The sequence below is a fragment of the Clostridium sp. AWRP genome, assembly GCF_004006395.2.
Lineage (GTDB): Bacteria > Bacillota > Clostridia > Clostridiales > Clostridiaceae > Clostridium_B.
Genome location: NZ_CP029758.2, coordinates 1,936,787 through 1,951,490, shown reverse-complemented (window position 1 = coordinate 1,951,490; position 14,704 = coordinate 1,936,787). Strand labels below are relative to the sequence as shown.

15 protein-coding genes are annotated in these 14,704 nt (G+C 30.8%); 3 read left to right on the top strand and 12 right to left on the bottom strand.

Features of this window, described 5'->3' with window-relative positions; all coding sequences use genetic code 11:
* Nucleotides 1-81 precede the first annotated feature (81 nt).
* Nucleotides 82-588 (bottom strand): QueT transporter family protein, encoded by a 507-nt coding sequence (locus DMR38_RS09095; protein WP_127720972.1) that lies wholly within the window; start codon nucleotides 586-588, stop codon nucleotides 82-84.
* Nucleotides 581-1,330: a hypothetical protein gene (locus DMR38_RS09090; RefSeq protein WP_127720971.1), complete on the bottom strand. Its 750-nt coding sequence runs from the start codon at nucleotides 1,328-1,330 to the stop codon at nucleotides 581-583. Before DMR38_RS09090 ends, DMR38_RS09095 begins: the two co-directional genes overlap by 8 nt.
* A 575-nt stretch (nucleotides 1,331-1,905) precedes the next feature.
* Between DMR38_RS09090 and DMR38_RS09085 the strand changes: the two genes are divergently transcribed.
* The 3 genes from DMR38_RS09085 to DMR38_RS09075 all read left to right on the top strand — a co-directional run bounded on the left by DMR38_RS09085 (nucleotide 1,906) and on the right by DMR38_RS09075 (nucleotide 3,878).
* Nucleotides 1,906-2,334 (top strand): EamA family transporter, encoded by a 429-nt coding sequence (locus DMR38_RS09085; RefSeq protein WP_127720970.1) that lies wholly within the window; start codon nucleotides 1,906-1,908, stop codon nucleotides 2,332-2,334.
* Nucleotides 2,335-2,436: 102 nt separating this feature from the next.
* Nucleotides 2,437-3,279 (top strand): DUF3307 domain-containing protein, encoded by an 843-nt coding sequence (locus tag DMR38_RS09080; RefSeq protein WP_127720969.1) that lies wholly within the window; start codon nucleotides 2,437-2,439, stop codon nucleotides 3,277-3,279.
* 212 nt (nucleotides 3,280-3,491) lie between these two features.
* Nucleotides 3,492-3,878, top strand: coding sequence for a SatD family protein (locus DMR38_RS09075; protein WP_127720968.1), 387 nt, complete (start codon nucleotides 3,492-3,494; stop codon nucleotides 3,876-3,878).
* A gap of 11 nt (nucleotides 3,879-3,889) precedes the next feature.
* Here the strand turns inward: DMR38_RS09075 and DMR38_RS09070 are convergent, their stop codons facing one another.
* From DMR38_RS09070 to DMR38_RS09025, 10 genes are all read right to left on the bottom strand, one after another.
* Nucleotides 3,890-4,666, bottom strand: a complete 777-nt coding sequence (locus DMR38_RS09070; RefSeq protein ID WP_137440571.1) for a SatD family protein — start codon at nucleotides 4,664-4,666, stop codon at nucleotides 3,890-3,892.
* A gap of 645 nt (nucleotides 4,667-5,311) precedes the next feature.
* Complete coding sequence (locus tag DMR38_RS09065) at nucleotides 5,312-6,613, bottom strand: pyrimidine-nucleoside phosphorylase (RefSeq protein ID WP_127720966.1); 1,302 nt, start codon at nucleotides 6,611-6,613, stop codon at nucleotides 5,312-5,314.
* Between the two features lie 15 nt (nucleotides 6,614-6,628).
* The gene (gene deoB, locus DMR38_RS09060; RefSeq protein WP_127720965.1) at nucleotides 6,629-7,810 is read right to left on the bottom strand and encodes a phosphopentomutase; all 1,182 of its coding nucleotides are present in this window, start codon (nucleotides 7,808-7,810) and stop codon (nucleotides 6,629-6,631) included.
* 23 nt (nucleotides 7,811-7,833) lie between these two features.
* The gene (locus tag DMR38_RS09055; protein ID WP_127720964.1) at nucleotides 7,834-9,018 is read right to left on the bottom strand and encodes a nucleoside transporter C-terminal domain-containing protein; all 1,185 of its coding nucleotides are present in this window, start codon (nucleotides 9,016-9,018) and stop codon (nucleotides 7,834-7,836) included.
* Between the two features lie 260 nt (nucleotides 9,019-9,278).
* The gene (gene deoC / locus DMR38_RS09050; protein WP_127720963.1) at nucleotides 9,279-9,923 is read right to left on the bottom strand and encodes a deoxyribose-phosphate aldolase; all 645 of its coding nucleotides are present in this window, start codon (nucleotides 9,921-9,923) and stop codon (nucleotides 9,279-9,281) included.
* A 144-nt stretch (nucleotides 9,924-10,067) separates the two neighbouring features.
* Nucleotides 10,068-10,466 (bottom strand): cytidine deaminase, encoded by a 399-nt coding sequence (locus tag DMR38_RS09045; RefSeq protein ID WP_127720962.1) that lies wholly within the window; start codon nucleotides 10,464-10,466, stop codon nucleotides 10,068-10,070.
* Between the two features lie 94 nt (nucleotides 10,467-10,560).
* On the bottom strand, nucleotides 10,561-11,532 hold the full coding sequence (locus tag DMR38_RS09040) for a sugar-binding transcriptional regulator (protein ID WP_279230809.1): 972 nt from the start codon (nucleotides 11,530-11,532) through the stop codon (nucleotides 10,561-10,563).
* A gap of 35 nt (nucleotides 11,533-11,567) precedes the next feature.
* Complete coding sequence (locus DMR38_RS09035; RefSeq protein WP_127720961.1) at nucleotides 11,568-12,779, bottom strand: ABC transporter permease; 1,212 nt, start codon at nucleotides 12,777-12,779, stop codon at nucleotides 11,568-11,570.
* 1 nt (nucleotide 12,780) lies between these two features.
* Entirely contained in the window at nucleotides 12,781-13,488 is a 708-nt protein-coding gene (locus tag DMR38_RS09030) for an ABC transporter ATP-binding protein (protein ID WP_127720960.1), read from the bottom strand.
* Nucleotides 13,485-14,564 carry an efflux RND transporter periplasmic adaptor subunit gene (locus tag DMR38_RS09025; protein ID WP_127720959.1) on the bottom strand — a complete coding sequence of 360 codons (1,080 nt, stop codon included), beginning with the start codon at nucleotides 14,562-14,564 and terminating at the stop codon, nucleotides 13,485-13,487. Before DMR38_RS09025 ends, DMR38_RS09030 begins: the two co-directional genes overlap by 4 nt.
* Between the last annotated feature and the right edge of the window lie 140 nt (nucleotides 14,565-14,704).

Below are 14,704 nucleotides of genomic sequence, written 5' to 3'. Positions count from 1 at the left end.
TTATATATGTGATATATTATTAACTTTGAAAAAAAGGATAACTTTATATCCAATAAAGCTATCCTTTAAAAACTAATATTACTATTTTAACGTCATATTTTCTATTTTCTTATTATGAAATTTTATCTTCATTCTATACAAAAATGCAGTATTTTTGAAAATCTTTTTAAATACAAAATACCCCAAAACCATAACTATAAGTTCTCCTAATGCCTGAGTAAAAAAGGTGTAGAAAAAAGGTACTTTATAAAGCACATGAAGTTCCTCTGCTATAATTGCACTTCCTAAAACAGGCCATATAATTGAAACAAGCATATTTTTCGTTTTCCACATTGCATAAGTTGCCAAAAGAGTAGCAAAGCTTCCAACAAATACATCTACTATACTAAAGCTGTAAAAATTTGCAACGGCACACCCTACAGTAAGTGAAATTATATAAAATGGATCTATAAATGCCAGGAAATTAAGCATTTCACTAACTCTAAGCCCTATTGGCCCCCAATAAGAAAGTTGTCCTAGCGCAATAGTTGAAACTATGTATATTGCAGCTACTATAGCTATTTTTACTAATTTATTAGTCCTACTCATCTATTTTACCTCCAACTCCATCCAAATCTGCACTGCATCTGGTATCTATATCATCTAATATCTCCACTCTATCATAATAGTTAGTCTGAAGAGATTGGAACAACTGGCTATGGTAAAACTCCTCTATGAGCTCATTGTCTCTCTTTACTTTTGTTGTATTTTCACAAAATATGTTTATTGTAACTCTTTCAAAATATTTTAGTGCCAATTCTACATTTCTTTGTAATTCTGTAATATTTTGTCCAACCATACCAAAGAGTAAGTTAACCCAATCAAAATTTTTAAATTCAAATGCTTTTCTATCCCCTATTCCTTTATTTAATACATTTTCTCTGTAGCTTATATCAAAGCTCTCTGCTCCTACTATAAATTTTAATTCTGTAGGTCTAAATTGTTCCCTAAATAGTTTTATATCATTTTCGTATTTAACATGACTTTCCATGATCAGCTGTCCTATATTTTTGTCCCTACATAATTTAATAAGCTCAAATACAGTGGCAGCATCTAGTTCACTAGCACTTCCAGAGTTCATTATCTGAAGTACACCATATTTTCCCGTAACCTTTTCAAGTACTTTATGATTCAATTTATGATTTCTAAGAGCATTGTAATCCTCATCCAGATGATAATCACAAAATATGCAGTTTCCCCAAAAACACCCACTTCCTCTTAGAAGCACTACTTCTCTAGGCAGTCTTTTAGTAATCTGCCCATATCTTTTTAACTTTGGTAAACGATTCATTTAACTTGTCCTCCTTGAATTTGAAAACATGCATATAAGAAATGAAACTATCCTGGACGTGAAAAAAGGCAGAGATATTTTCCACCTTTTAATTACAAAATAAACTATTTAAATAGTTAATCCCTAGTTTTATTTATAGACAGGATGGTTACGAACTGTCTTATACGATTTTCCTTAATTTATTATATGACATAAAGTGTTTAAAATCAAGGGGTTTGCTAAAGAAATATGTTTAAAATATATAAATGCTTTAATTTGTAAAAAGTAAATATATTTCGCCTTTGCTTACAATTTTAATAATAATACTTTTTTCTTTAAATCAAAAAATTTGTGCTAAAAAAAACCTGTCGTAAAAATTAAAATAAGTGTTACTATATGATTAGTTTGAATACGTAAATTTTTGATGTTGAATTTGTTGACAATTTTTGATATAATTCATATGTCGTTTATTAATTAAATACAATAAATATACTATACAATTTAATGCATTAGCGGAAAGATAAGCCCGGAAAGTAATCTATTTCCGGGTCTTTGTATTTTTAACAAAATTTATAAGTAAAGGCAAGGTTAAAATTATGTTTATGTATGTATTTTCAGTTGTACTTATAATTGCAGCAAATATCTTTTATAACATATGTCAAAAAGCAACACCACAAAAAGCAAACCCATTTATAGCGTTATTCGCCACCTATGCAATAGCGTCAATAGTAACTTTAATTTTATTTCACTTTTCTAAAACAGATAAAGGATTTTTGGGATCAATTAAGGATTTAAATTGGACTAGCATAGTCCTCGCTTTTTGTATAGTAGGACTTGAATTTGGATATATCATGGCCTACAGATCCGGTTGGAGCATAAGCGTATGCCCTCTAGTAGCAAACAGCATTCTTGCAATTCTGCTCATTCCCATTGGGATATTCATTTTTAAAGAAAATTTTGAATTAAATAAGCTATTTGGAATAATATTCTGTATTATAGGCTTAGTACTAATAAACAGAAATTAAAATGACAAATATTGGTCTGAGTGATATAATTAACCTACTACTTAGTCATTATAGTACTCACTTAGATTTTCTATATACTGAGATATATGGAGGTTAAAATAAGTGGTCTTTTTACAATTAGCTATTTTATCCCACTGCTTAGCAGATTTTATATTTCAAAGTAATGATATTGTACAATTAAGGAAAAGTTCTAATTTAAAAAAGTGTTTAAAAGGTAACATCATCCATGCCATAATCGTATTTAGCATATTATTTACCTTCCTAATTGTTGGATATAAATTTAAAACAACATTAGCTTATTCACTTCTAATAGGACTTTTTCATTTTACGATTGACTTAATTAAAAATTTACTTTCCCTAAAGATAAAATCTATTCATGATAAACCTATTTGTCATCAAAAAACATCTTTCCTTTATATTATTTTAAGTCCCCTATTCCGATGGATTAATTCTTTAATTTTTATTATAGATCAAATCCTACATATAGCAGTTATTGCTTTTATTTGGGGACAAACTAATATGCAAAGTAGTGAAAACATTATCAACTGTGGCTACCTCAACAGAACTTCTACTATAGATATTCTAAGTTATTTAATTATATACTTGTATGTATGTTTTGGTGGAAGATTCTTTATAAATGTTGTTATATCTGAACTTTATCTTCAACCTTATAAAAATAAGGTAATGAATGTTCAAATCATATCCCCCTTAGAAAAAACTTCTGCCAGTGACTATATAGGAATATTTGAAAGATTTATTATAATCACTTTAGTTATCAATGGAGCATATCAAGCGATAGCATTTATATTCACAGCAAAGTCAATAGCAAGATTCCGTGAATTAGAAGAAAAATATTTTGCTCAATATTATCTAGTAGGCACTCTATTTAGTACGTCCCTTGGCATTTTAGGTGGAATTTTACTGAAATATATAGTCAATAAATAGTTAAATATTTTTACTCACCAATTTTACTTACAAATCATAAAATATCACAAAAGATAATTTGTGTAAATATCACTTGAAAACGTGTTTGGATTTTTAGCTAAACATTGTATGCGTTTTAATTAAAACCTAAACGCGTATAATTTTATTTCACAAAACAACTATGTAACAAAAATAATGTAATGTAAGTATGAATGCATTCTAGGAGTGATATATTGAATTATTTAACTATGATTTGTGATTTAAGAAAGTCAAGGAAACTTGTAAATCGAGAAAAAGTTCAATATCAGTTGATTGACATGTTAAAGGAAACTAATGAAATGTTTCAATCAATAATAGTTGTTCCTTTTATTATTACTATAGGTGACGAATGGGAAGGATTGTTAAATTATGATTGTAATTACATGAAAATCTTAGATTTTTTTCATAAGGAATTAAGATCAGTTGACTTTTATTGCGGTATTGGCATAGGACCTATTTCTATTAATAATTTTGAATTAACTGTAAATCAATTAGATGGTCCATCATTTTACCTAGCTAGAGATGCTCTTATAGATGCCAAGAATCAAAATCTACCTATTGTAGTAAAAACCTATTTATAATCTATTACTTATTAAATAGAAATCAATAAATTTGTTAATAACTTTACCATTCCATGGTTTCGTTGAATAGTAAAATATTCAGCACTATTTAACTTTTGACTTATTCCCCCTATAGTCTCATTTAATTTATCTGCATTTTTTTCTATTATTTTTCTATAAGATTTATGCTTCATATATTCAATATATATTATTTTTTGCTTCCGTGTCAGCTTACTTTTTAAGATCTCATTGTTTTCTATAATAACATTTATTATATCATCTAAAGAAATTAATTCATTGCAATCTACTGCATCCACTGCAACTTCTTCATTAAAGGGAATGTTCCCTTTTGTTTTAAGAAAATGATTTTGTACTGATACGTAACTCATTATAGATTTTAAAAAAACCTTATTCGTTTTACTATAAATATATTTTGTCCTTTTTTTAGACGATTGTTTGGCAATATTTATAGCCTCCCGGGCCATTATAAAGCATGAGCCATCCATCCTGCGGGTATCTTCATAAATATCTGTTTTCAGTTCACCTATTCCAATTCCTGAATAAAACTTTACATCATCTTGCCAAAGCAGCCTTTGAAAATCATGAACAATATCATAGCAGTTTTCAGGCTTACTTGTAATAAGCTGCCACTCATCCCCAAGGGTAAAATTTATTTGAGAAACCAAGCTATCACAGTACTTTTGATATATTAAATCAAAATACCTTTTTAACTTTTGCTGCAGTATCTCACGATTTGGTATATTCCTAGAATCAACAATATCCATTGTCACTACACCATACAACTTCAACTTAGTTTTCTCCCTTCAACCTAAATATAATTTTAACCATATTATACCACATAAATTCTCCAAATAGTAGAAAATTTGAAAACTATATAGAGTTTCTAAACGAAAAATCAACTTATACTCCGGATATTTTCTACAACCTTCAGCTCGATTAAATATTTTGATAAGGCTAAGGAAAAAATTCAAAAAATACTGAGAACTTTTGAAAACTCGTACCTCAAACAATTCAAAAGTTCTAGATTTTTAAAAAATTTTTTCCTAAGCCTCATATACAAAATATTTAAAAGAGCTTCATTATTGTAAAAATATGCCTGCGTATAAGTTGATTTTTTAGTTAGAATATTCATATATAGATTGTAAAGTTTAATTGTGAAGTTAACTATCTATACGAGGGTTTCTGCTTGAAATTTGAACTTATGCATAAAATATACTGACAAAATTGAAATCACATTTAAAAACTTTTCCATAAGTCTTAGTGAGGTATTTTAGAAAATCTTAGAAGCTTATATATGTCTGAGGCACGAGTTTATATAAGCTCCTTTAGATTTTCAAAATACTGAACTTTAGACTTATTAAAAGTTTTTAGTGTGATAAAATTTGTCAGTATATGGCTAGCATAAGTCAACTTTCAAACTAGAAACTCTATTTCTATTCTGTTATAATCTTGTGGATCAAAACTGGTTTTTCTGCATGATCACTGATAGTGATATTCTCGTAGATCTTAGCTTTTACGTCTTCTACATCTTCACGATCTGAATAAATAGTCATAAGTGATTCGCCTTTTTCTACCTTATCTCCAACCTTTTTATTAAGAACTATTCCTACAGCTAAATCAATTTTGTCTTCTTTTGTAGCTCTTCCTGCACCTAAAAGCATTGCTGCTATACCAATTTGGTCAGCTACCATATTTGAAACATATCCACTTTCCTTTGCAGGAACAGGAATTTTATATTTTGCTTGAGGTAATTTTTCAGGATTGTCCACAACTGATGGATCTCCACCTTGATTTTTAAGGAATTCCTTAAATTTTTCTAGTGCTTTACCATTCTTTATTGCTTCAAGTAATTTCTCTCTTGCTTCTTCTAACGTCTTTGCTTTTTTACCAAGTACAACCATCTGGCTTCCAAGAGTTAAAACAAGTTCTGTTAAATCTTCTGGTCCTTCTCCTTTTAATGTATCAATAGCTTCTTTTACTTCAAGAGCATTTCCAATTGCAAATCCCAAAGGTTGAGACATATCAGAAATTATTGCCATAGTCTTTCTGCCTACATTATTACCTATTTTAACCATAGCATGCGCAAGTTTTTCTGAATCTTCTTCCGTTTTCATGAAAGCTCCTGCACCAGTTTTAACATCAAGTACTATTGCATCTGCTCCTGCTGCAATCTTCTTGCTCATTATTGAACTTGCAATTAATGGAATTGAATTTACAGTTCCAGTTACATCACGAAGAGCATATAATTTCTTATCTGCTGGAGTTAAATTACCAGTTTGGCCCATAACTGCAACTTTACTGTTATTAACAAAATCAATAAATTGTTCTTTTGTAAGTTCAACATGGAATCCTTTTACTGATTCAAGTTTATCAATAGTTCCACCTGTATGTCCAAGCCCACGTCCTGACATCTTTGCAACAGGTACGCCTAGAGATGCAACCATAGGTGCAAGAACAAGTGTTGTTGTATCTCCTACTCCACCTGTTGAATGTTTATCAACTTTTACACCCTCAATTGCTGAAAGATCAATAGTTTCTCCAGAATGAACCATTGCCATAGTAAGGTCTGCTCTCTCACGATCAGTCATATCTTGAAAATAAATTGCCATTGCAAGTGCACTTGCCTGGTAATCAGGAATTGAGCTCTTAGTATAACCTTCTATAAAAAATTTAATTTCTTCTGTAGTTAATTCTCCTCCTTCACGTTTCTTTTCAATTATATCTACCATTCTCATTTTTACATACCACCTTTATATTAATTTTTGTAAAAAGCTTTCGCCATATTTAGGCATCTTAACTTTAAAATTATCTGCAATTGTTGCACCTAAATCTGAAAAAGTTCTGCGTATTCCCAGATCCTTACCTTCTTCAAATCTCTTTGAATAAACAAGCAAAGGTACAAATTCCCGAGTATGATCTGTTCCAGTATATGTTGGATCATTACCATGATCTGCTGTAATTATTAGCAAATCATCTTCTCTTAACTTTTCAAATACTTCAGTGAGTCTTTTGTCAAATTCTTCTATGGCATCTCCATATCCTATTGGATTACGTCTATGTCCATAAACTGCATCAAAATCAACTAAATTAGTAAAACTGAGTCCATGAAAATCTTCATCAAGTACAGAAATAAACTTATCCATACCATCCATATTTGATTTAGTTCTAATTGCTTTTGTAACTCCTTCTCCATCAAATATATCTCGAATTTTTCCAATAGCAATTGAGTCTAAACCTGCATTCTTCAAACAATCCATTACTGTTTCACCAAAAGGTTTTAACGCATAATCATGTCTATTTGAAGTTCTCTTAAATGTATCAGCTGTTTTTCCAACATATGGTCTAGCAATTATTCTTCCTAATTTATATGGATCATCAAGTGTTATATCACGACAGTACTGACATATTTTATATAGCTCATCTAGTGGTATAACTTCTTCATGTGCAGCAATTTGAAGTACAGAATCTGCAGATGTATATACTATAAGCTCTCCTGTCTTAAGCTGTCTTTCCCCAAGTTCCTTTATAATTTCAGTTCCACTGGCCGGCCTATTTGCTATAACTTTTCTTCCAGAGAAATCCTCAATCTTCTTAATTAATTCATCTGGAAAACCATTAGGGAAAACTCTAAATGGCTTATCAATATACAGACCCATCATTTCCCAGTGACCAGTCATAGTATCTTTTCCACGTGAAGACTCCTGCATTTTTGTAAAATAAGCTTTTGGATGGTGAGCCTTTTTTACTCCTTTGATTTCATATATATTAGATAATCCCATAGCTTCCATGTTAGGTATATTTAATCCATTCTTTTTTTCTGCAATGTGCGCTAATGTATTAACACCAATATCGCCAAATTTTTCTGAATCTGGTGCTTCGCCAATGCCAACAGAATCCATAACTATTACATGTATTCTCTTAAATTCATTCATTAAAATCACTCCTTACATATACATTATACAATTAATCCAACAATAGTTGCTGTAAGTACACTTACTAGTGTTGCTCCATATAATAATTTTAATCCAAAACGTGCAGCTACATTGCCTTGTTTTTCATTCAATCCTTTAACTGCACCTGCTATAATTCCAATTGATGAGAAATTTGCAAATGAAACTAAAAACACAGATACAATAGCTGTTGCTCTATAGGATAAGCCAAGGTTTCCCTGTGCAAGTGTAGTCATTGCAACAAACTCGTTTGATACAAGTTTTATTGCCATTATGCCTCCTGCTTTTACTGCTTCATTAAATGGTACACCCATAAAAAATGCAAATGGAGAGAAAATGTATCCAAGAATATCCTGGAATGAAATACCGCATATTCCTTTAAATATTGCATTAATTAATGCAATTATTGAGACAAATCCAATTAGCATTGCCCCAACTGTAATAGCAACCTTAAATCCATCCATAATATATTCACCGAGCATTTCAAAGAACGATTGTTTTTCCTTCTCTTCAACCTCTAAAATGTCATCTTCTGGTTTTACAGTATATGGATTTATAATTGAAGCTATAATGAATCCGCCAAATAAATTTAATATAAGTGCTGTTACTACATACCTAGGTTTTATAAGAAGCATATAAGAACCAACAACAGATGCGGATACTGTTGACATCGCTGATGCACAAAGAGTATATAAACGATTTTTAGGCAATAATCCAAGCTGCTTCTTTACTGAAATAAATACCTCTGATTGTCCAAGAATTGCTGATGCTATTCCATTATAAGATTCCAATTGGCCCATTCCGTTTACTTTACTCAATGCTAATCCAACATACTTAATTATAAAAGGTAGTATCTTACAATATTGCAGTATACCAATTAAAGCTGAAATAAACACGATTGGCATAAGAACATTTATAAAAAATACTGATGTTACTCCTTTATTTACCATGCCACCAAATACAAAATTTACACCTTCTGATGCACATTTAAGAAGTGCTCCAAAACCATTTGCTACTCCACCTACTAAAATATTACCTATTTCAGTATTTAATAAAATAAATCCAAAAATAAATTGTAAGACAACCATTATAATTATAGGCTTTATTTTTATACTTTTCCTATCATTGCTGCCAAGTAGTGCAAGTCCAGCTACAATGGCTAGTCCAATAATTCCAATAATAAATTTCATTTTGTGTATCCCTCCTTAAATATTTTTAGCTAAAATGTCCAAGTTTTCAAATAACGATTACATTATTTGAAAACTATTGCAATGCAATATTTTTGAGAGGACAGTGAAGGTAAGTTTTGCTAATGTAAAATATTGTTTACTCAGAAAGTACTCTTGAGAAACAAAAAAACATGAATTTCTTTTAAATTAAAGATTTTTCGTAGTGTAGCGAAGAAAAATACTCCTTCACTGTCCTCTGTACTCTGTCAATTCCCCTATATTTATTCAGATACAATAGTAATACCTGCACTTGCACCTATACGGGTTGCACCCGCTTCAATCATATCTAGAGCCTCTTGTTTAGTATGAATACCACCAGATGCCTTAACTCCCATATCTTTTCCTACTGTTTCACGCATGAGTTTAACATCTTCCACTTTGGCTCCATATTTTGAGAACCCAGTTGATGTTTTTACAAAATCTGCTCCTGCTTTTTTAGCTATCTTACAAACTCTAACTTTTTCCTCTTGTGTCAAAAGACAAGTTTCTATAATAACTTTTACTAGCGCTTTTCCTTTTGCAGATTCTACAACAGACTTTATATCATTTTCAATATACACATCATTTTTATCCTTTAACTCTCCAATATTAATTACCATATCAACTTCTTGTGCACCATTTTTGATTGCATCTTTTGCTTCAAACACTTTTGTTTCAGTAGTATTAGCCCCAAGAGGAAATCCAATAACTGTACATACTTTAACTTCGCTCCCCTTTAGCTGCTCACTTGCTAGTTTAACCCATGTCGGATTTACACAAACTGAAGCAAAATTATACTTCTTTGCTTCTTCCGTTAATTTAATTATCTGGTTTTTTGTTGTTTCCGGTTTTAACAATGTATGGTCAATCATTTTAGCAATATTCATAATAAATCTTCCTTTCATACAGTAATTCACAATAATTTTTAACATTTGTAAAATTTATTGTGAAATTTTGTTCATACGTTTTCAAATTAAAAGTATTCTTTATTAGCTCGACTTCAAAATAAAAGAACACTTTTATAGTTGATATTATTTATTTAAATCTTCTTTGGTAAAAGCTCCTGGTAATAATTCATCTAATGTTTTAACTATATATTCACCTTCACCTTTTCCAAGTATTATCTCTGTATCTTTTGAAGCAAACTCTGCTATAACCTGTCTGCAAACTCCACAAGGATATGTATAATCGTTTTCTACTCCTACAATGGCAATTGCCTTTATAGCTCTATTTCCTTCTGATATAGCTTTAAATATTGCAGTTCTTTCTGCACAATTTGTTGCGCCATATGAAGCATTTTCTATATTACAACCTGTATAAACCTTTCCATCTTCAGCAAGTACAGCTGCTCCAACTTTAAAGTTGGAATAAGGAGCATAAGCATTTTTTCTTCCTTCAAAAGCCTTAGAAACTAAATTTGTATAATCCATTAAATTTGTATCCTCCCCTCAATTTCTATTACACTTACATAATAAATCTTTTTTGAACATTTGTAAATAGGTATATGAAATTTAGTTCATATGCCTATTTTAAAAGTTTTCTGGCAGTATATTTATCTGTAATCAATATATTAGCATTTTTCCCTTTTAAGGCTCCTTTAATTGCCTCTACTTTATGTGATCCCCCTGCAACTAAAATTGCCTTTTCCTTTTTCTTTAAATTTTCTAGTGATATACCTATAGTACGATCATTTATCTCTTCATCACAGATTCTACCATTTTCATCAAAGAATCTTGAGCAAATATCTCCTACACCTTCTTGTTTTAACTTCTTCTTCTCTGACTCATTTAGATATCCTAATTGAAATAGTAATGCCTCATCCCTTACTGTACCAACCGTAAAAATTGCTATATTGGCATTTGCTCCCATTTCTATAATATTCTTAATATTTCTATCATGCTCAACCATTTCCTTTATAGTTGAATTGTCAAAAATCACGGGCAAAGGCAAATACCTTGGTATCGTATGAAATGCTTCTGCAAATAGTTCAATAGTTTCAAAAGCATATGTATTTACTTCCGAATAACTAATGCCTCCTTTTAACTGAATTACTTCAATTCCCTTAAGATTTTTAGGCTCAAGATTCTTTGCAACTTCATACATAGTAGTTCCCCAACTTACTCCAAGCATATCACCATTTTTTAAAATTTCACTTAAATATTCTGCTGCCTCTTTGCCAATATACTCTCTTATAAGTTCATAATCATCCTTTGGCGAAAAAACAACGCGAACATCTCTTAGTTTATATTTTTTCTTTAATTGACGTGACATATTATCTAAATCATCAAAAGGATCTACAATATCAATCTTTACAAATCCCTTTTCTTTAGCATACTGCAAAAGCCTGGATACAGTAGGCCTTGATATTCCAAGTTGGGATGCAATTTGCTGTTGACTATAATCTGACTTATAGTATAACCTTGCTGCTTCAATACTCAATTGCTGCTTTTCACTGTCCATAAATTCACTCCCATACTTTAACTTTCTTCTAATCATATTATATGACCTTTTCAAAACAAATTAAGAAATTTTTATTCATATCTTAAAGCTTCAATAGGATCTAACTTGGCTGCTTTGCTTGCCGGGTACAGCCCAAAGAATATACCAATTGCTGAGGAAAATGAAAATGCTATAAATATTATTTTAAATGACACTGGTACAGGCATCTTTAAGAAAGAACCTGCAATTTTACCTATTGTTATACCTAATATAGTTCCAATAGTTCCACCTATAAGACACAGTATTATAGACTCCATTAAAAATTGTACTTTTATATCTCTAGTTTTTGCCCCAATAGCTTTTCTTATGCCTATTTCTCTAGTTCTCTCTGTCACAGATACAAGCATTATGTTCATAACACCTATACCACCAACTAAAAGTGATATAGCTGCAATAGCACCTAATACACCTGTTATAACAGATAATGATTTATTTAGATTCTCAAGCTCTTTAAATCCAGTTTGAGCTGTGTACTTGTTTTTGTTTTGATGTTTATTTCCAAGAATTTTTACCATTTTGGAACTTATTTCTTCAGCTTTATTCATGTCAGATAACATTACTGACATATAACCAATATCGGTATTTGTAAGTATTCTATCAGCAATAGTTATAGGTATAAATATTGTGCCGGGAGCATTATCTGACATAGACCCGAGATTGCCATTTGGATCTTTACATACTCCAACTATGTTTAAATCTATATCTTGGTCATCTGAACTTAATTTGATACTTTCTCCAAGAGCATCATTTGCATTGTGAAATAATTTTACAGCTGTTTTTTCATCTATAATTGCTGCAGTTGACCTTACCTCTACATCATGTTCTTTTAAAAATCTTCCATTAACCATTTTTACATTTGAAAGTTTATTATAGCCTTCCGTTGATGCCACGATTTGGACACGCTTGGATCTATTTTCATTTTTCAAGTTTCCATCTCCTCCAAGCGTAGGAACAACTGATGTAACTTCAGGTATTTTCTCCTTTATAAGATCTACATCATCCATAGTAAAATAATCTCTTTTTTGTATAGCACTATCTGATGACTGGTTAAGCTGGAGATTAATTACGTTACTTCCCATACCCTCAAATTGTCCTGTAATATATTGTTTTGCCCCAGCACCCATAGATACTATAGTAATTACAGAAGATATTCCAATTATTATTCCCAGCATAGTTAAAAAAGATCTTAATTTATTTGATTTTATACTTTGTAGTGCAGATTGAAAGCTTTCTTCAACATTCATATTATTTCTGCCCCCCAACTATGGTTCTTTTTTCTACTGGATTATCTGAAATTATAGTTCCATCTTTAAAAACTATGGTTCTTTTTGTATGCATAGCTATGTCAGGTTCATGTGTAACCATAACAATAGTTACTCCTTCATCATTTAATTGCTGAAAAATCTCCATTATTTCTTCACTGGAAACGCTGTCTAAATTTCCTGTAGGTTCATCTGCCAGTATTATAGATGGATCATTTACTAAAGATCTTGCAATAGCCACCCTCTGTTTTTGTCCACCAGACATTTCATTAGGTTTATGATGAAGTCTATGAGATAATCCAACTCTATCTAGAGCCCATTTAGCTTTTTTCTCTCTCTCTTTTTTAGATACCCCTGCATACATCATGGGTAATTCCACATTAGCTATAGCTGTAAGTTTTGGAAGTAAATTAAATGCTTGAAATACAAAACCTATTTTCTTGTTTCTTATATCAGCTAAACTGTTATCGTCTAATGATGATATATCTACACCATCTAAATAATATTTTCCATCTGTAAGTTTATCTAAACAACCAAGTACATTCATAAGAGTAGACTTACCTGATCCTGATGCCCCCATTATAGCTACATATTCTGTCTTTTGAATTTCTAAATTAATTTCCTTTAGAGCTTTAAGCTTTACGGCACCAGTATCATATATCTTAACTAAATTCTCCAATTTAATTATCACTTATTGTTCCCTCCTGCTTGAGTCTCTACAATATCTCCATTTTTAAGAGTATCTGGAGGATTTGATACATATTTTTCTCCTTCATTAAGACCATCTATAACTTCCATATAATCATCTGTCTCTATACCTGTGCTTATATATCTTTTTGAAACCTTATTTTTGCTATTCACTATGTAAACATATTTTTTCTTTGTACCTTTTTCTTCTTTCACACTATCAAATCCCATACAAACTACATTTCTCTTTTCATTAAATACAATTTCTGCATCTGCTTCATAACCTACTTTTATACTATCATCTGCTTTATCTAGAGTCACTATTACATTTACTTTAGCTTCCTGGCCGGTAGCCTTAGCATCAGCCTTAACTTGAGCTATTTGTCCCACATCTGTAACTGAACCAGTATATTTTTTTTGATCATTACCTTTTATTTTAACAATAGCTTTTTGTCCTTTTGCAACTTTCATAGCATCATATTGACTCATAGCTATAGAAACTTTGTATTGTGAAATATCATCCACAATAACCATATCTCCTGCTTTAGGCACTTGATTTTCCTTAGCATCAACTCTCATTACTCTTCCATCTATATTAGCTCTTATATTACTTTGTTCTATTTTTGCATTTAAATTGTCTATTTCAGCTTTAATTGAATCTGTTTGATTGCCTGTATTATCTTTACTAGCCCCTGGTACTGCTTGCGATTGTGATACCGCATTTTGAGCATTCTTTAAATCAATCTTTAACTTTTTTAGTTCACTATCATAGTCAGATGTATCCATTTGAACTAGAATATCTCCCTTTGTAACCTGTTGTCCCTCAGTTACTAAAACTTTCGCTACCTTCTGGGTGTTATTTAAAGTTATATCATTACTATATTTCGGTTCTATACTTCCTGAAACCGTAGTACTTTGGACTATATTTCTTTTGATTACCTTGGATATAGTTACTTTCTTACCTTGTGATTTTCTCGACTTTACATAAGAAGATATTCCTATAGCTGTAATTATAAATATAACAGCTACTATAATTGCTAATTTTTTCTTGTCTTTTACAAAATTCAATTTAAGTTTCATTTATTTTCCTCCCCATTTTTTCTTACAGCCTTACTAAGAATTATAAACTTTTTTTCAAACTATTGAAATAAACAGAGTTCTTGGCATCAGATGGAGTTTTGACTCCACCTGATGCTTAGAAATCGTTATCCAGGGACGTA

What these genes read in the sequence shown, in the direction of transcription:
- DMR38_RS09095 (WP_127720972.1), bottom strand. Translation starts at nt 588, where the DNA reads ATGAGTAGGACTAATAAATTAGTAAAAATAGCTATAGTAGCTGCAATA.
- DMR38_RS09090 (WP_127720971.1), bottom strand. Translation starts at nt 1,330, where the DNA reads ATGAATCGTTTACCAAAGTTAAAAAGATATGGGCAGATTACTAAAAGA.
- DMR38_RS09085 (WP_127720970.1), top strand. Translation starts at nt 1,906, where the DNA reads ATGTTTATGTATGTATTTTCAGTTGTACTTATAATTGCAGCAAATATC.
- DMR38_RS09065 (WP_127720966.1), bottom strand. Translation starts at nt 6,613, where the DNA reads ATGAGAATGGTAGATATAATTGAAAAGAAACGTGAAGGAGGAGAATTA.
- deoB (WP_127720965.1), bottom strand. Translation starts at nt 7,810, where the DNA reads ATGAATGAATTTAAGAGAATACATGTAATAGTTATGGATTCTGTTGGC.
- DMR38_RS09055 (WP_127720964.1), bottom strand. Translation starts at nt 9,018, where the DNA reads ATGAAATTTATTATTGGAATTATTGGACTAGCCATTGTAGCTGGACTT.
- deoC (WP_127720963.1), bottom strand. Translation starts at nt 9,923, where the DNA reads ATGAATATTGCTAAAATGATTGACCATACATTGTTAAAACCGGAAACA.
- DMR38_RS09045 (WP_127720962.1), bottom strand. Translation starts at nt 10,466, where the DNA reads ATGGATTATACAAATTTAGTTTCTAAGGCTTTTGAAGGAAGAAAAAAT.
- DMR38_RS09040 (WP_279230809.1), bottom strand. Translation starts at nt 11,532, where the DNA reads ATGATTAGAAGAAAGTTAAAGTATGGGAGTGAATTTATGGACAGTGAA.
- DMR38_RS09035 (WP_127720961.1), bottom strand. Translation starts at nt 12,779, where the DNA reads ATGAATGTTGAAGAAAGCTTTCAATCTGCACTACAAAGTATAAAATCA.
- DMR38_RS09025 (WP_127720959.1), bottom strand. Translation starts at nt 14,564, where the DNA reads ATGAAACTTAAATTGAATTTTGTAAAAGACAAGAAAAAATTAGCAATT.